The organism is Sanguibacter sp. Z1732 (genome assembly GCF_051020515.1).
In the GTDB taxonomy this organism is placed as follows: domain Bacteria; phylum Actinomycetota; class Actinomycetes; order Actinomycetales; family Beutenbergiaceae; genus CALKWS01.
The window spans coordinates 1,615,198-1,630,976 of sequence record NZ_CP194857.1; the positions used below are offsets into that span (position 1 = coordinate 1,615,198).

13 protein-coding genes and 3 pseudogenes are annotated in these 15,779 nt (G+C 69.0%); 9 read left to right on the top strand and 7 right to left on the bottom strand.

Going from position 1 to position 15,779, the window contains the following annotated elements:
- The first annotated feature begins 19 nt into the window (after positions 1-19).
- From ACRRRO_RS08615 to ACRRRO_RS08635, 5 genes and pseudogenes are all read left to right on the top strand, one after another.
- On the top strand, positions 20-1,048 hold the full coding sequence (locus ACRRRO_RS08615; RefSeq protein ID WP_424795439.1) for a DnaJ C-terminal domain-containing protein: 1,029 nt from the start codon (positions 20-22) through the stop codon (positions 1,046-1,048).
- 1 nt (position 1,049) lies between these two features.
- A complete protein-coding gene (locus ACRRRO_RS08620) occupies positions 1,050-1,472 on the top strand; it encodes a heat shock protein transcriptional repressor HspR (protein ID WP_424788680.1) in 423 nt (140 codons plus the stop codon).
- A gap of 234 nt (positions 1,473-1,706) precedes the next feature.
- Positions 1,707-2,249, top strand: coding sequence for a DUF4282 domain-containing protein (locus ACRRRO_RS08625; RefSeq protein ID WP_424788679.1), 543 nt, complete (start codon positions 1,707-1,709; stop codon positions 2,247-2,249).
- A pseudogene (locus ACRRRO_RS08630) lies at positions 2,249-2,533 on the top strand (pyridoxamine 5'-phosphate oxidase family protein); the annotation flags it as partial. The gene ACRRRO_RS08625 and the pseudogene ACRRRO_RS08630, both read left to right, overlap by 1 nt.
- Before the next feature lie 122 nt (positions 2,534-2,655).
- Positions 2,656-2,892 carry a pyridoxine 5'-phosphate oxidase C-terminal domain-containing protein gene (locus ACRRRO_RS08635; protein ID WP_434081394.1) on the top strand — a complete coding sequence of 79 codons (237 nt, stop codon included), beginning with the start codon at positions 2,656-2,658 and terminating at the stop codon, positions 2,890-2,892.
- A 4-nt stretch (positions 2,893-2,896) separates the two neighbouring features.
- On the opposite strand, the gene ACRRRO_RS08640 is transcribed toward ACRRRO_RS08635, so the two are convergent.
- From ACRRRO_RS08640 to ACRRRO_RS08650, 3 genes are read right to left on the bottom strand one after another with little or no spacing between them, the layout of a single operon-like run.
- A complete protein-coding gene (locus tag ACRRRO_RS08640) occupies positions 2,897-4,582 on the bottom strand; it encodes a PH domain-containing protein (protein ID WP_424795437.1) in 1,686 nt (561 codons plus the stop codon).
- Entirely contained in the window at positions 4,579-5,163 is a 585-nt protein-coding gene (locus ACRRRO_RS08645; protein WP_424795436.1) for a PH domain-containing protein, read from the bottom strand. The genes ACRRRO_RS08640 and ACRRRO_RS08645 overlap by 4 nt, the downstream gene beginning before the upstream one ends.
- A 1-nt stretch (position 5,164) precedes the next feature.
- The gene (locus ACRRRO_RS08650; protein WP_424795435.1) at positions 5,165-5,824 is read right to left on the bottom strand and encodes a TetR/AcrR family transcriptional regulator; all 660 of its coding nucleotides are present in this window, start codon (positions 5,822-5,824) and stop codon (positions 5,165-5,167) included.
- Between the two features lie 44 nt (positions 5,825-5,868).
- Here ACRRRO_RS08650 and ACRRRO_RS08655 point away from each other — a divergent pair, with 44 nt between their 5' ends.
- Positions 5,869-6,738 carry an LLM class F420-dependent oxidoreductase gene (locus ACRRRO_RS08655; RefSeq protein WP_424795434.1) on the top strand — a complete coding sequence of 290 codons (870 nt, stop codon included), beginning with the start codon at positions 5,869-5,871 and terminating at the stop codon, positions 6,736-6,738.
- Between the two features lie 138 nt (positions 6,739-6,876).
- Here ACRRRO_RS08655 and ACRRRO_RS08660 read toward each other — a convergent pair whose 3' ends face one another.
- Positions 6,877-8,916 carry a prolyl oligopeptidase family serine peptidase gene (locus tag ACRRRO_RS08660; RefSeq protein WP_434081395.1) on the bottom strand — a complete coding sequence of 680 codons (2,040 nt, stop codon included), beginning with the start codon at positions 8,914-8,916 and terminating at the stop codon, positions 6,877-6,879.
- Between the two features lie 381 nt (positions 8,917-9,297).
- On the opposite strand from ACRRRO_RS08660, the pseudogene ACRRRO_RS08665 reads away from it, so the two are divergent.
- Positions 9,298-9,459 (top strand): annotated as a pseudogene (locus tag ACRRRO_RS08665) (BCCT family transporter); the annotation flags it as partial.
- Between the two features lie 202 nt (positions 9,460-9,661).
- On the top strand, positions 9,662-10,699 hold the full coding sequence (locus ACRRRO_RS08670) for a BCCT family transporter (protein ID WP_434081396.1): 1,038 nt from the start codon (positions 9,662-9,664) through the stop codon (positions 10,697-10,699).
- 13 nt (positions 10,700-10,712) lie between these two features.
- On the opposite strand, the gene ACRRRO_RS08675 is transcribed toward ACRRRO_RS08670, so the two are convergent.
- From ACRRRO_RS08675 to tdh, 3 genes and pseudogenes are all read right to left on the bottom strand, one after another.
- The gene (locus tag ACRRRO_RS08675; protein WP_424795431.1) at positions 10,713-11,453 is read right to left on the bottom strand and encodes a TSUP family transporter; all 741 of its coding nucleotides are present in this window, start codon (positions 11,451-11,453) and stop codon (positions 10,713-10,715) included.
- A 39-nt stretch (positions 11,454-11,492) separates the two neighbouring features.
- Positions 11,493-12,691 (bottom strand): annotated as a pseudogene (locus tag ACRRRO_RS08680) (glycine C-acetyltransferase).
- 192 nt (positions 12,692-12,883) lie between these two features.
- Positions 12,884-13,945: an L-threonine 3-dehydrogenase gene (gene tdh / locus ACRRRO_RS08685; protein ID WP_424795429.1), complete on the bottom strand. Its 1,062-nt coding sequence runs from the start codon at positions 13,943-13,945 to the stop codon at positions 12,884-12,886.
- A gap of 225 nt (positions 13,946-14,170) precedes the next feature.
- On the opposite strand from tdh, the gene ACRRRO_RS08690 reads away from it, so the two are divergent.
- Entirely contained in the window at positions 14,171-15,610 is a 1,440-nt protein-coding gene (locus tag ACRRRO_RS08690) for an amidase (protein ID WP_424795428.1), read from the top strand.
- Positions 15,611-15,779: the final 169 nt, after the last annotated feature.

Consider the following 15,779-nt stretch of genomic DNA (forward strand, 5'->3'; position numbering starts at 1 on the left):
ACCAGGGAGGTGAGGTGCCATGAGCGGACAGGACTGGCTGGAGAAGGACTTCTACCGCACCCTCGGAGTGTCCAAGGATGCCGATGCGGCTGCGGTCAAGAAGGCCTACCGCAAACTGGCCCGCAAGTGGCACCCCGACCAGAACCCGGGTGACGCGGCCGCGGAGCGGAAGTTCAAGGAGATCGGCGAGGCCTACGCGGTGCTCTCCGATACCGAGCAGCGCAAGCAGTACGACGCGCTACGCGCCATGGCCGGGGGCGGCCCGCGGTTCGCCTCCGGCCCCGGCGGCGCCGGTGCCACTGGTTTCGAGGACCTGTTCAACGGCATGTTCGCCGGTGGCGGGGGCGCAGGGCCACGGGTGCGCTACTCCAGCGGTGGACCCGGGGGCGCCGGCGGTGCCGGTGGTCCGGACCTGGACGACCTGCTCGGGGGACTGTTCGGTGGTGGTGCGGGGCCGCAGGCCGGCGGCGGGCGATCCGGTTTCGGGTTCGGTGGCCAGAAAGGTGGCGACATCACCACGTCCGCGCACCTACCCTTCCGGACCGCGGTGGAGGGCTCCACGGTCACTCTGACCATGGAGGGCGGACGCTCGATGAACGTCCGCATCCCCGCCGGGGTGCGGGACGGGCAGAAGATCCGCCTGGCCGGAAGGGGCCAGCCCGGTATCGGCGGGGGCGCACCCGGCGACCTCGTGGTCACCGTGCACGTGGACCCGCACCCGGTGTTCGGGATCAGTGGGAACAATCTCACCATCACCGTGCCGATCACCTTCCCGGAGGCGGTGGAGGGTGCCACGATCTCGGTGCCGACCCTGTCCGGGGACAGCGTGCGGCTGAAGGTCCCGGCCGGCACCCAGTCCGGGGCCCGGTTGCGGGTCAAGGGCAAGGGTGTGAAGACGGCGAGGGGCACCGGTGACCTGATCGTCACGGTGCAGGTCGCCGTCCCGAGGAACCTGTCCAAGCAGGCCAAGTCGGCGTTGGACACGTTCGTCGCCGCAAGCGATGACACCGACCCGCGCGCCGGCCTGGCGGATGCGGCAAGGGCATGAGATGCCAGGCGCTCACTACACCACTCCACGGCTGGCGATCTCCGCAGCCGCGGAACTGGCGGGCATGCACCCGCAGACGCTGCGCCAGTATGACCGCCTGGGGATCGTGGTCCCCCGCCGCACCCCAGGTCGGGGGCGGCGCTACTCCGAACGTGACGTCGACATGCTCCGGGAGGTCCAGCGACTCTCCCAGGACGAGGGCGTCAACCTGGCCGGGATCAAACGCATCCTGGAACTGACCGAGCGGAACGAGCGCCTGGTCGCCGAGGTCCAGCGCCTGCTCGGGGTCAGCACCGGTCATCGCCGGGTGTTCACCGCGAGCGCCACCGGGGACGTCGTCGCCCTTCCGCTGGGACAGCGTGCCCGCCAACGCGCCGGTGAGGATTCCCGGCGCGCGTTGGTGCTGTGGCGACCACTGCGCTGAGATGGCCGGCGGCGTCCTTCCGGTGCCATCCCGGCCCCGGGGTACCGGTCCTGCTTCGGCGACTCCACCTTGGCGGGCATCCTCGCCGTGGGTCGCGGACCGGTCGATGGGCACCCCTGCCCATCGCGATCCGCAGTCAGGCGGCCGGTCGCTCTACTACGCTTCGGAACGACAAGGCGTGTGCGACCTGCGTTTGGGCACGCGCCGCCGACCACCAAGAAACTAGGAGTCCTTGTGACTGACAACTACGGCAACGCCAGCCAGCCGCAGAACCCGAACATGCCGCCGCCCCCGCCCGGCGGTCACCAGTCAGTCCCGCCGCAGCCGGGGGCACAGCAGCCCCAGGGTGGTGGCTACCAGGGCCCGCCTCCGGGGCAGAGCTACCAGCCCCCGGCCGCCGGATACGGCGCCGGCCCGGGAGGTCCTGCAGGTCCCGGCGCACCTGGCGGCCCGGGCGCCCCTGGGTGGGTCCAGGGCTATGAGCAGCAGCAGAGCGGGAACTTCTTCGCCAATCTCTTCGACTTCACCTTCAAGCGCTACATCGCCGAATCCGTGGTGAAGGTGCTGTTCATCCTGCTCCTGGTCGCCTTCGGGATCGGATACCTGTTCGCGGTCATCGCGAGTTTCTCGGCCAGCGTCGGCGCCGGATTCGCCACAATGATCCTGGGTGGGCTGCTGGCGCTGCTCTATCTGATCCTGATCCGGGTCTCGCTGGAGGCGATCGTGGCGGCGGTGCAGGCCGCCAAGAACACTGAGCAACTGCTGCAACGTCTCTGATGCGCCAATGGTTGCGGGCGCTGCCGACGTTTCCCGGCCCGCTGCCGGAGTTCGACCCCGGCAGCGCCCCAACCGACCCGGTCACCCTGTTCACCACGTGGCTGCGCGAGGCCGCCGGGGCCGGGGTGGCGATCCCGCACGCGGCGGTGCTGTCCACTGCCGATGAGCACGGCCGGGTGAGCGGACGCACCCTGATCCTCAAGGACCTGCACGCGAGCGGCTGGGTCTTCGCCACCCAGTGCACCAGCCCCAAGGGTCAGGACATGGCGGCCAACCCCTACGCCGCACTGACCTTCTTCTGGCCCGCCGTGGGCCGTCAGGTGCGGGTACAGGGTGGGGTGGGGCGACTGTTCGCCGAGGCCGGTGCCGCGGACTTCCTGGCGCGGCCACCCGGTTCGCGGGCCGCATGCCGCACGGTGCGCAGAGCCAGCCTCTGGGTTCGCGGCAGGAGTACTGGGACGCCTATGCGCAATCACTGGCCGAGGTCGAGGCCGACCCGGACCTGGTGGCCCCGCACTGGGCCGCCTACGCTATTCGTCCGGAGTGGGTGGAGTTCTGGCAGGCCACCACTGACCGCGGCCAGGTCCGGCTGCGCTACACCGCGGCGGACGGAGCCTGGACCAGCGGTCTTCGCTGGCCCTGACCCGTCAGTCCGCAGGCCGGCCCGGGTGCACCAGGAACGGTTCGAGCAGACCGTCGGAGGCGAGGTTCGCCAACTCCGCAGCCGAGTCCGCCGGCACGTCCGGTGCGTCGTAGGCACCATCGCCCGCAGCGGTCATCGCGGATACGGAGCGCAGCCCGAGGCGGCGCTGCAACAACGATTCGCTCACTGCGACGGTGCTCACCGCATCGCGCTGCAGCGCGGTGGTGTACCGGCTGAGCAGCCCCGAACGCATCACCACATACGCGCCCGCGATCGTGTGTCCGAGGGCGCGGTAGGCGACCAGCGCCGCGCCGACGGCGAAGGGCAGCAGCACCGCTCCTGTCCAGATCCATCCGAATCCGATGACGTCGGTCCGCGCCAGCCACCACAGCACACCGGTCACGATCGCCGCGGTCGCCAGCGCCCACCACAACCGGCGCCGCAACGCCGCACCCGGGTGCGGCTGCAACGGGGCGGTGATCGGATTGACGTCGGTCTGCAGCACCTCGCCGCCGACCCGGCAGGCCACCGCGCGCGGACCCCGCGGCAGAATCGTGGTCGGATCGGAGGAGGACCATGCGTCCAACCCGGTGGTGATCACGGTGGTATCGGTGACACCGAGCCAGCGCCACAGCAACGGTTCGGCGATCGCCACGCCCCGGATCCGGCCCTCGTCCCGGTTCACCTCCTTGGTGTGGAACAGGCCTTGGCGGGTGCGCAGCATGGTGGTCTCGGCACCGAACACCCGGGAGAGTTCGAACCTCCAGTGCGAGGTGAAGAACGTGATCGCCATGCCCAGCACACCGACCATCGCCACCACGCCCACCGCGATCGCGGTCCGGCCGGCCCAATCCAGATCGTCCCATGCCACCAGGTTCCGGCCGTAACTGAGTACGTCGAGGTTGAACGTCGCCGCGAGCCAGAAACCGCCCCAGAGCACTCCGGCGGCCAGCACCAGGGCCCAGATGTTGAACAGGTTGTAGAGCACCCATCGCGGCTGCAGCCGGCTGAGGATCTGCGGTGCCCGCTCTGGCATGGGATCGTCGCTGCCCTGGCTGCCGGCGTCTGTGGACTCGGCCTCCACCTGGTGGTCGCCGTCGTCTGGTGACTGCGGGGTCCGCCCCGCCGCGACGGTGCCGCTCGAGGGCCGACGGCGGTCCCGCAGCAGGATGCGCTGTAGTTGCTCGGCGTCTGCTGCCAGCACGGCGTCCAGGTCGAAGGCGGCCTCCCCGGCGGCGCTCTGCTGCCCGGCGCCGATCCGCACGATGCGCAGCCCGGACAGCCGGTGTCGCAGCCGGGCCTCGACGTCGACCGATCGGATCCGGTCCCGGCGTACCGAACGGTACCGGCGCACCAGCACACCGGTGCGCCGTTCGACGTAGTCCTCGCTGACCCGGTAGCGGGTGAAGACCCAGCGCAGCGCGTCGCTGATGGCCCCGAGGACGCCGAAGACCGCGATCGCCACGAACGGCCACATGCTGCTCATGTCGGCCTCGACGTCGAACACCGTGATCGCCACGATGCCCGGCGCCAGGGAGATGACCGTTTGCAGCGCGTCCACCCAGATCATCCGGGAGTGCAGACGCTGCCAGGGTGCGTCGGTCTGCACCAGTGGCGCGGTGCTGGTGGCCACGTCGCCGGAGATGTCGGCCCGCGTCGTGTCGTCCGCGCGGATCTCCTCGCCGCTCACGTGGCATCCCCCGGGGTACGCTCGGTGATCAGGGTCAGGCGCTCGGCGACGTCGGCCGCCACGTCGGCGTCCAGGCCGTTGATCTCGATGGCCCCCGAGGATGATGCGGTGGTGACACGCACCGTGGCCAGCCCCAGCAGCTGCTCGAAGGGTCCACGGACGGAGTCCACGGTCTGGATGCGGGAGATCGGCGCGACCCGCCACTCCTTCACGACCCACCCGCTGCGGGCGTAGACGGCTTCGTCGGTGACCTCCCAGCGGTGCACCGCGAAGCGCCACCAGGGCTCCACGGCGACGCTCACCAACGTCCCCAGTGCGGAGATGATGATCGCGGCGATCAGCCACGGCCGGGCCGCTTCCCACAGCACGTAAGCCACGATCGAACCGGCCAGCAGCAGGCCGGGGAAGACCAGCGCCTGCAGGATCCACAACGTGGTGACCGAGCGTTCAAGCCGGTGCTGCGGTGGGCGCAACTGGCGCGGGACCGGGCGTTCGTCGGGGTCGTCGCCGGTGGTGCCAGGAGTACTGGCGGCGGCGTTGGTATTGGCGTCCGGCTCGTTCGGGTCCGGTGTACCGGTCATGTCAGGCCCCCTGGGTGGCGTGGTGAGGTGGTGGGTTCGGCGGTGGCTGGTTCCGGATGGCGTGGTCGATGAAGTCGATCAGGGCTGCGGTCTGGGCATCGAGGTCGGTGTGCTCGTCGGCCATCCAGGCCCCGAGCACACCCTCGGTGGCGCGGATGATGATGACGGCGACGTCGGTGACGACGAAGTCGCGGAACTCCCCGGCCCGCTGACCGTCGGTGAGGATGCGGCTGATCGCCTCGACCTCCCCGGCGATCACCTCCAGGAACGGCCGCGCGCCCGCGGCGTCGCGATGGTTCATCACGATCTCGGTCATGGCCAGGAACTGAGCGCGATGCCGGGCGAAGTAGTCGATCTGAGCGCTGACCCAGGTGCGGATCAGGTCGGTGGCAGTCCTCGCCGCCGCGAGCTCGGCGCGCATGTGAGCCTCGGTGTCAGCGAAGAAGTCGGTCACCACCTGGGTGAGCAGGTCGTCCTTGCCGGCGAAGTGATAGGAGATCACGCTCTTGCTGATGCCGGCGCGCCGCGCGATCCGGGACAGCGAGGCCCCGGAGTACCCGGTCTCGGCCACGGTTTCGATCGCGGCCCTGACGATCTGGGCCCGGCGTGCCTGCTCGATGAAGGACCGTTGTCGCCCGTTCGCCCTGGTTTTCGACCGCATGGATGCAGAATAGGCCGGTCGGCCTGACTGCCACAATGCTTTTCATGACCGAACAGAGCCCTGGCACCGCCCAGAACCCGACGCCCGCACAGAGCCCGACGACGGCACAGCAGCGTCCGGTGCGCATCGCCGTGCAGATCCAGCCCCAGCACGCCGACTACGCCGCGATCCGCGACGCGGTACGCCGCGCCGAGGACATTGGAGTCGACGTCGCGTTCAACTGGGACCACTTCTTCCCCCTCAACGGTGACCCCGATGGCAAGCACTTCGAGTGCTGGACCATGCTCGGTGCGTGGGCGGAGCAGACCTCCAGCATCCAGCTGGGTGCCCTGGTCGCGTGCAACTCCTACCGGAACCCGGACCTGCTTGCGGACATGGCCCGCACGGTCGACCACATCAGCGGTGGTCGGTTGATCCTGGGTCTGGGTGCCGGTTGGTTCGCGAAGGACTACGAGGCCTACGGGTACGAGTTCGGCACCCCCGGCACCCGCTTGGATGCACTGGGCGAGGCGCTACCCCGGATCCGGCACCGGCTGGACGTGCTCAATCCCGCCCCTGCCGGGCCGATGCCGCTGCTGATCGGTGGCGCCGGGGAGAAGAAGACGCTGCGCATGGTGGCCGAGCACGCCGACATCTGGCACTCCTTCGCCACGGGTGCGGAACTGGACCACAAGCTCTCGGTGCTGCGGGCGCACTGCGACGCCGTGGGCCGGGACGTGGGTGAGATCGAGGTCTCTGCGGGCGCCGGCCCCCGCGGCCGGGACGGGAACACGCTGCCCGAACCGGCTGAGTCAGGGGAAGCGCTGCGCGCCCAGGGCGTGCGCCTGTTCACCCTGGGCACCTCCGGCCCGGACTACGACATGACCGGCTTCGACCGGTGGATCGCGTGGCGCGACGAGGTCAACGGCGCGTAGTGGTCCGCCGAGCGGGCCGGCCGCCGGCACCGGGCGGCGCTGAGCCGCCCGGACCGTCCGGACCGTCCGGACCGCTCGGACCGCTCGGACCGGCGACCGGACTCGACCCGCTCGCAGACCCTCGGCCGGCGGCCGGACTCAGTTCCGGTCGAGGCGCTCGGCCAGGAATCGGTAGACCAGCGCTTGCATGTGGGCGGCCTGGGCGTTCGTGGCCGCCCCGCCGTGACCACCTTCGATGTTCTCGTAGTAGGTCACGTCCTTGCCCGCCTCGATCATCAGGTCCGCCATCTTGCGGGCGTGCCCGGGGTGCACCCGGTCATCGCGGGTGGAGGTGGTGAACAGCACCGGCGGGTACTCCGCATCGGGCTCGAACAGGTGGTACGGGGAGAACGTGCGCAGGAACTCCCGGTCGCCGGGGACGTCCGGGTCGTCGCCGAACTCCGCGATCCAGGACGCACCGGCAAGCAGCAGGTGGTAGCGCTCCATGTCCAGCAGCGGCACCTGGATGACGATCGCACCGAAGAGCTCGGGGTAGTGCACCAGCATGTTCCCGGTGAGCAGACCACCGTTGGATCCGCCCTGCACGCCGATCCGGTCGTGCGAGGTGACACCGCGCTCGACCACGTCCCGGGCGATAGCGGCCATGTCCTGGTAGGCCAGGTGTCGGTTCTCCCGCATCGCCGCCTGGTGCCAGGCCGGGCCGTACTCTCCGCCGCCGCGAATGTTGGTCAGGACATACACCCCGCCCTCCTCCAACCAGGCGGCGCCCAGGGCGGCGTTGTAGTTCGGCAGCATCGGGATCTCGTAGCCGCCGTAGCCGTACATCAGGGTCGGCGCGGTGCCGTCGAAGGTGAGGTCCTCGCGGCGCACCAGGAAGTACGGCACCCGGGTTCCGTCGTCGGAGGTGGTGAAGTACTGCTCGGCGACCAGGCCGGCGGCGTCGAAGAACGCCGGCATCGACTTGAGCTTCTCCGGCTCTCCGTCCGCCCGGGCGAGCCAGAGCGTGGTCGGGCTGAGAAAGTCGGTGGTGACCAGCCACAGGTCGTCGCTGCGTTTGGGATCGACCGCGCCGACGCGGACCGTGCCGACAGCGCCGTCCTCGGCACCGGTGAAGGGTTCGGAGGTGAAGGTGCCATCCGGTCCCGGGGTGTGCACCTCGAGCCGGTGCTTGACGTCATCCAGGATGTTCAGTACCAGGTGGTGTCGGGTCCAGGTGGCACCGATCAACGAGGTGGACGGAGTGGGGGAGTAGAGCACCTGGAACTCACGAGAGCCGGCCATGAAGTCATCGAAGTCGGTTACCAGCAGGGAGCCGCCGGAGTAGGTGGTCCCGGCCGGGGTCCAGTCCTTCCGCAACTCGATCGCCAGCCACTCGCGGTGCACCATGATCTCTGCGGAGCTGGGCACCTCGATCCGGCGTAGTTCCGTTCCGTCCAGCAGGTGGATCTCGGCGTTGTAGAAGGCCAGCGCCCGCACCACGAAGTCGCGCTCGAAACCCGGAGTGGAATCGTGCATCGCGGCGACCGACATGTCGTCGTGCTCACCCTCGAAGACGGCCTCAGCCTGTTCGAGCGGGGTGCCGCGGCGCCAACGGCGGGTGATCCGCGGGTAGCCGGAGGAGGTCATGCTGCCCGCACCGGTGTCGGTGTGGACGAACAGGGTGTCCTCATCGATCCAGGAGGTGCCGCCCTTGGCCTCGGGGCGATAGAAGCCGCCCTCGACGAACCGGCGGGTGTGCAGGTCGAACTCCCGGGAGACGTCGGCGTCGGCGCCACCACGGGACAGGTGGATCATCGCGAGCCGGTACTCCTGGTCGGCGCCCGGCAGCACGCTGACCCCGTGCCAGACCCAGTTCTCTTGCTCGGCCTCGTTGAGGGCGTCCACATCCAGGACCGTCTCCCAGTCCGGGTTCTCGGTGCGGTAGGACTCCAGAGTGGTACGTCGCCAGATGCCGCGCTCGTGCTGGGCGTCCTTCCAGAAGTTGTAGTAGTGCGCACCGATCTTGGAGACCTCGGGGATCTTGTCGTCGGAGTCCAGGATCGCGGTGATGCGGTCCTTGGCGCGGGCGAATTCCGGGGTGGCGGCCAGGTCCGCGGCCTTCTCCGCGTTGCGGGCGCGAACCCAGTCCAGGGCCTCACTGCCTGCGACGTCCTCGAGCCAGATGCGAGTGTCGGTCACGACGGTCCTCTCCGTATGAACTTCGATGTCCGGGACAGCCTAACCGCTGCGGCATATGACATGGCACAGCAATGGCTGCCGGGACAGCAGACCAACGGGGGGCCGGCGGACCGGGGGCCGGCGCTCCGGAGGCCGGGCGGCGCACCGGAGGCCTGGTCGTGGTTCAGGCTGGTCTGGCGGCAGCGGAGTCCGACGCGGGAGGTGAATGGACGAGCCCTGCCGGCGTCTGTTCGTGTCTGGACGCGCTTTGGGCACCTATTCGCTAGGTTGAGGGCGAAATTCCTCAGGCGTCCGGGTAGTCCGGACGTTCGCCCTCGAACGGCAGGAGCGACCCTCCCCGGACTCTACGAGCCCGCCACCGCAGAGGCCGTCCGGGGTGCGATGGCTCAAGCCGCATTGCACTGGGGAATCAACGCATGGGCGATCTACGCGATCGTGGGACTCTGCGTCGCCTACGTCTCCTACCGCCGCGGTCGGGTGCCGTTGATGAGCTCGGTGCTGACGCCCTTGTGGAACGGTAGAGCAAGCGGTGCCGGCGCTCGGATCATCGACGGCCTGGCCATCTTCGCCACTCTGTTCGGAACGGCTGCGAGCCTGGGATCGGTGCGCTGCAGATCGCTCGGGGAGTGGAGATCGTCAGTGGTATCGGCACAACCGGGAACACCATCGCGATCGTCATCATCGTGACCCTGACCGCCGGGACGATCGTCTCGGCGGTCTCTGGCATCTAGCGGGGCATTCGCCGGTGTCCAACGTCAACCTGGTCCTGTCGGTCGGGCTCGCGGTGTTCTTCTTCGTGGTCGGCCCGACGGCGTTCCTCCTCAACGTCATCCCGGGCGTCGTCGTGGAGTACTTCGGCTCGATGCCCGAGATGCTCGGAGCCACCATGTCCGACGGGGAGCCGACCCAGGAGTTCCTCACCGCGTGGACCACCTTCTACTGGGCCTGGTGGGTGAGCTGGGCCCCGTTCGTGGGGGTTTTCGTCGCCAAGATCAGCCGCGGACGAACGATCCGCCAATTCGTCCTCGGGGTCCTGCTCATTCCCTCGTCCATCATCGTCGGGGCGTTCACCCTCCTGGGCGGCACCTCGATCTGGCTGCAACGCGAGCACGGGGAGGTCGCACCCGACGGTACAGCGCAGTCACTGCCGGCACCGGAGGAGATCTTCTACGTCGTCATCGACCAACTGCCGGGCGGCGCGGTCCTGGCCCCGCTGGTGATCGTGATCCTGGCGGTCTTCTTCATCACCACCGCCGACTCCGCCTCGCTGGTCAACTCGCAGATGTCGCAGAAAGGAAACCCCGAACCCAAGCGGCCCATCACGGTCTTCTGGGCGATGTGCATGGCCGGTATCGCCGTGGTCATCCTGCTGGTCGGTGACGAGGACGCCCTCACCGGACTGCAGAACCTGGTCACCGTGACGGCCTTACCGTTCTCCCTCATCATCATCGCTATGGCAGTGGCCTTGGTGCGGGAGTTGCGCAACGACCCGCAGGTGATCCGCTACACGTATGAGAACTGGGCGCTCGAGAAGGCCGTCGAGCGCGGAGTGGAGGAGTACGGGGACCACTGGGTCCTCAGTGTCGAACCGGTGACCCCGCCCGATGAGTACGCCACCGGCGAGGCCATGGACACCTCGGATGAGGAGTTCACCGCGTGGTACCAGCGCACCGATGATGAGGGTAACCCCGTCGAGTACGACTATGAGACGGGTGAGTACGCCGACGGAACGGACCCGGCCCGAACATCCGAGGACGGCACCGAGGGCGAGCAAGGCCGTTGATCGCCGCGCGTCATCATCCGGCAGCCAGCGCGCCATCGATGACGGCCACGACCCCGCCGCCGTAGGCGAGCAGGATGACGGCGATGCGCGCCGCCCTGGCGCTGATCCGGGTGCTGACCCACTCCCCGGCTGCAAGCCCGGTCAAGATCGCCCCGACGATCATCAGCCACAACCACCAGGCATAGGCCGGTAGACCTTCAGGGGCGGCGGCGACCTTGGCGATGAAGGCGACCATGCCGCTGACGACGAAGTAGGGCTGGATGGTGGCGGCGAATGCCCGATGGTCCCACCGGGTCAGCACCGCATGCACGCTCAGCGCCGGTCCGCCCACTCCGGCGGTGGTGTTGGTGAATCCGGAGACCGCTCCACTCAGGAGCGCACTCGGCGTGATCGCCACGGGACGGAAACTGCGCCGCACGATGAGCGAGGCGGTGAGCGCCACGATGAGGATCACCCCCACGATGATCTGCAGGCCCGGGCCGGTGAACAGCACCGAGATGATCGTGCCGGGCACCACCGCGACGAGGGCCGGGACGGTGAGCAACCAGAACTGCCGCCAGTCGATCAGGTGCCACACCCGGGTGATGATGAGCAGCGCTGCGACCGCGCCGCACAGGTTCACCAGCAGTACGCCGTCGAACGCGCCGAGTAGCAACACCAGCACCGGCGCAGAGATCATCGCGAAGCCCAGACCGGTGGCCCGTTGGGCCAGGGCGCCGATGAACACAGCGAGGATCACCAGCACGTACAGCACCCGGCCATCCTTCCACCAGGCGCCCGGTGGGCCCGAACCCTAGCCCTCGGCCGCGGCGGCCTCCCGGGAGGCGACGAACGCCGCGACGCATTCCTCGATGTGCTCGGCGGTGTGCGCGGCGGAGAGCTGCACCCGGATCCGCGCCGCTCCCCGGGGCACCACCGGGAAGGAGAACGCGGTCACGAACACCCCGCGGGCCAGCATCTGCTCGGCGACCTTGGAGGCCAGCACCGCATCGCCGAACATCACCGGGATGATCGGATGCTCCCCCTCCAGCAGGTCGAAGCCTTCCTCGGACATCCGGCGGCGGAAGTGGGCGGCGTTGGCGAACAGTTGCTCGCGCAACTCCCCGGCGTCCGCCACCAGGTCCAGGGCGGTGAAGGTGGCTGCCACGATCGAGGGGGCCAGGGAGTTGGAGAACAGATAGGGCCGGGCCCGCTGGCGCAGGATCGCGACGATCTCCGCCCGCCCGGAGACGTACCCGCCCGAGGCGCCACCAAGGGCCTTGCCGAAGGTACCGGTGTAGATGTCCACCCGGTCGCTCACGCCCGCGTGCTCGGGAGTCCCGGCGCCGGTTGCTCCCATGAAACCGGTGGCGTGGGAGTCGTCAACCATCACCAGTGCGCCGAACTCCTCGGCCAGATCGCAGATCTGGCGTAGCGGTGCCAGGTAGCCATCCATCGAGAACACGCCGTCGGTGACGACCAGGATCCGGCGAGCCCCGCCGTCGGCCGCTGCTTGAAGCTGCGCGCGCAGGTCGCCCATGTCGCGGTTGGCGTAGCGGAACCGGGAGGCCTTGCACAGCCGGATGCCGTCGATGATCGAGGCGTGGTTCAACTGGTCGGAGATGACGGCGTCGCGGGCGTCGAGGAGGATCTCGAACAGTCCGGTGTTGGCGTCGAAACAGGACGAGAACAGGATCGTGTCCTCGGTGCCCAGGAACTGGCTGACCCGCTGCTCCAGTTCCAGGTGCCGGTCCTGGGTGCCGCAGATGAACCGCACCGAGGCCATCCCGAAGCCGCGTTGGTCCAGGGCGCTCTTGGCCGCGGCGATGATGCGCGGGTCGTCGGCCAGGCCGAGGTAGTTGTTGGCGCAGAAGTTCAGCACCGAAGCCGGCTCCGCGCCCAGGGCTCCGGCCCGGATCTGCGCCGACTGGGGGGTGGTGATGGCCCGTTCGGCCTTGTACAGCCCGGACTCGCGCAACTCCTCTCCAACTCATGCTGTAGTTCGGTGCGCATCGTGGTGACCATCGGGGGCGTCCTTTCGGGCTGCGGGGCGTGGAATCGCTGAGACCGGTCGAACGGGCGTCAGACCGGTCGTTGCCGAGGCCGGTCTCGCCGCACTCGACCGGTCTCGGCGCCCAGCCTACGGAACCTGCTCAGGAGAGGGTGGACCAGTCCAGGTTCAGGAGAGGACGGACCAGTCCAGGCTCAGGAGAGGGTGGACCAGTCCAGGACGACCTTGCCGCTGGTGCCGTTGGCGGCGATCTCGAAGCCGCGCTCCCACTGGGTGGCGGGCAGCACGTCGGTGATCACCGAGGAGATGGTGTGGTGCAGCCAGGTGGACGAACTCAGCATCGCGGCCATGGCGTTCCAGGTCTCGAACATCTCCCGTCCGTAGATCCCCTGCAACGTGAGCATGTGGGTCACCACCACCGACCAGTCGATGTCGATGGACTCGGTAGGCAGCCCCAGCAGCGCGATACGGCCCCCGTGGTTCATATCCCGGATCATCTCCGGCAGCGCATCGGGGTGACCGGACATCTCCAGGCCCACATCGAACCCCTCCTTCAGACCCAGCTCCCCGAAAGCCCACTCGATGCTGGTCCTGGACACATCCACCGTCAGGTCCACCCCCATCCGCTCGGCCAGAGCCAACCGGGGCGCGGACACATCGGTGATCGCGATATACCGGGCACCCACATGGCGCACCACGGCCGCGGCCATCAACCCGATCGGCCCGGCGCCGGTGATCAACACGTCCTCACCCACCACCGAGAACTTCAACGCGGTGTGCACCGCATTGCCGAAGGGGTCGAAGATCGCACCCAGTTCGGCAGTGATGGGCTGTTGCCCCTCCCGGAAGTTGTGCACCCACACGTTCTCCTCCGGGATCACCACGAACTCCGCGAAAGCACCATCGCGCTGCACCCCCACCGAGATGGTGCGGATGCACAGCTGGCGTTGCCCGGCGCGGCAGTTACGGCAGGTCCCGCACACGATATGACCCTCACCGGAGACCTTGTCACCGACCTTGACGTCCTGCACCAAGTCCCCCACGGCCACCACCTCGCCATAGAACTCATGCCCGGGAATATAGGGAGCCCTCACCATCGAGGCCGCCCAGGAGTCCCAGTTACGAATATGCAGATCGGTACCGCAGATCCCGGTAGTCAACACCCGGATCTTCACCTCGGCCCGACCAGGCTCAGGCTCGGGACGTTCGACAAGTTCTAGACCAGCACGCGGGCCGGGCTTATAGAGGGCGCGCAACGGGGAGGGCCTTTCGGTTTCGGGCGACGGTGCTTCACGAGTGGATGGTGCGGGCTTGCGGCCATTGAGGGGTGGCGCCGTACAGGGTACCTGGAGGCCCGGCTCCGGGATCGTGGTGGGGTCTGACGGACTGGCAGCGCAGGAGCAGGCATCGGTCAACAGGGACGTCCGCGCTGGTTGACTCGGTGAGCCGGGTGCAGACCTCCCCGAGAGTAGGCTCGCGGTATGTCTGACCTGGATGATCTCACTGCCGTTGAACTGGCCGCCACCATCGCCAAGGGCGAACTCGGTGCGGTCGAGGTAACCCAGCACGCGCTGGACCGTGCAGCAGAACTCAATGACCGGATCGGCGCGTTCATCACCGTCACCCCCGAACTGGCCCTGGAACAAGCCAGGGCGGTCCAGCGCGCCATCGACGCGGCCGACGACGAGGCTGACCTGCCGCCGCTGGCCGGCGTGCCGCTGCCGATCAAGGACCTGAACCAGGTCGCCGGGGTCCCGATGACCGCCGGTAGCGCGGCGCTGCAGGGCTACGTGCCCGAGGTCGACGACGGCGTGGTGACCCTGCTGCGCCGGGCCGGGACCACCATGATCGGCAAGACCAATACCCCCGAGTTCGGGTTCCCCTGTTACACCGAGCCCGACGTCGCCCCGCCGGCCCGCAATCCATGGGACCTCTCCCGGACCGCAGGCGGCTCATCCGGTGGCGCGGCGGCCGCAGTGGCAGCAGGCATCACCCCGATCGCCCACGGCTCAGACGGAGGCGGTTCGATCCGCATCCCCGCCGGGGCTTGTGGCTTGGTGGGCTTGAAGCCCGCACGCGGGCGCATCAGCCCCGGCCCGCACGGCCTGGATGGCCCCGGCCTGTCCACCAACGGCGTCCTCACCCGCACCGTTGCCGACACCGCGATCGCGCTGGACGTCCTGGCCCACGCCTGGCCCGGCGATACCTACAGCGCCCCGCCCGTCGCGACCAGTTTCGCCGAGGCCGCCGCCCGCTCCGCCGCGCCGCTCCGGATCGGGGTGCTCACCGAACCGATCATCGCCGATGCGGGGATCCATCCCCAGGCCCTGGCCGCCGTGGACCAGGCGGCGCGCCTGCTCACCGGCATGGGCCACCACCTCGATACCGCCCCGGTTCCCTTCAATGCCGAGGAGTGGGCCCCGTTCCGTCCGATGTGGGCCGTCCTGGCCACCTCCATCCCGCTGCCGCCCGGGGGTGAGAGCGCCCTGCGCCCGCTCACCCGGTGGCTGCGCGAGGCCGGCAAGGATGTCACCGGGCCGACTTACGCCGAAGCCGTGTTCGGCGGGCAGCGCCTCACCCGCCAGGCCGCACGCCGGTGGGCCGACTTCGACGTGATCCTCACCCCGTCGCTGGCTACCCCACCACCGGCGATCGGCGCGATCCGCAACGATGAGGACCCGGCCGCGGACTTCCAGGCCCAGATGGAGTTCACTCCGTGGACCTCCAGCCTGAACATCATAGGCAAGGCCGCGATCTCCCTCCCGCTGCACCACGCCGAACCCGACGACGGCGAGCCGGCATTGCCCTTCGGCGTCACGCTGGCCTCGGTGGCACCCGGGGGTGAGGACGTGCTGCTGTCCCTGGCCGCGGACCTGGAGCGCGCCGCCCCCTGGGCGCACCGCCGAGCCGTACTCCAGTGACGCTGCCCGGTTTGCGCCGCTCTTGGGGCGCCCTGTCGTTGCGGTGTGGAGGGTCATTGATGTCTGGCGCAAGGGTGCGTCGTGATTCGCTCCGTGTGGGCGCCGGAGTGTGAGCATCGCTCCTGCTCCTGCTCCTGCTCTGCTGTTGCTCTGCTGCTGTTCTGCTCCT

What these genes read in the sequence shown, in the direction of transcription:
- ACRRRO_RS08635 (WP_434081394.1), top strand. Translation starts at nt 2,656, where the DNA reads ATGCCGCACGGTGCGCAGAGCCAGCCTCTGGGTTCGCGGCAGGAGTAC.
- ACRRRO_RS08690 (WP_424795428.1), top strand. Translation starts at nt 14,171, where the DNA reads ATGTCTGACCTGGATGATCTCACTGCCGTTGAACTGGCCGCCACCATC.
- ACRRRO_RS08620 (WP_424788680.1), top strand. Translation starts at nt 1,050, where the DNA reads ATGCCAGGCGCTCACTACACCACTCCACGGCTGGCGATCTCCGCAGCC.
- ACRRRO_RS08655 (WP_424795434.1), top strand. Translation starts at nt 5,869, where the DNA reads ATGACCGAACAGAGCCCTGGCACCGCCCAGAACCCGACGCCCGCACAG.
- ACRRRO_RS08650 (WP_424795435.1), bottom strand. Translation starts at nt 5,824, where the DNA reads ATGCGGTCGAAAACCAGGGCGAACGGGCGACAACGGTCCTTCATCGAG.
- ACRRRO_RS08645 (WP_424795436.1), bottom strand. Translation starts at nt 5,163, where the DNA reads ATGACCGGTACACCGGACCCGAACGAGCCGGACGCCAATACCAACGCC.
- ACRRRO_RS08615 (WP_424795439.1), top strand. Translation starts at nt 20, where the DNA reads ATGAGCGGACAGGACTGGCTGGAGAAGGACTTCTACCGCACCCTCGGA.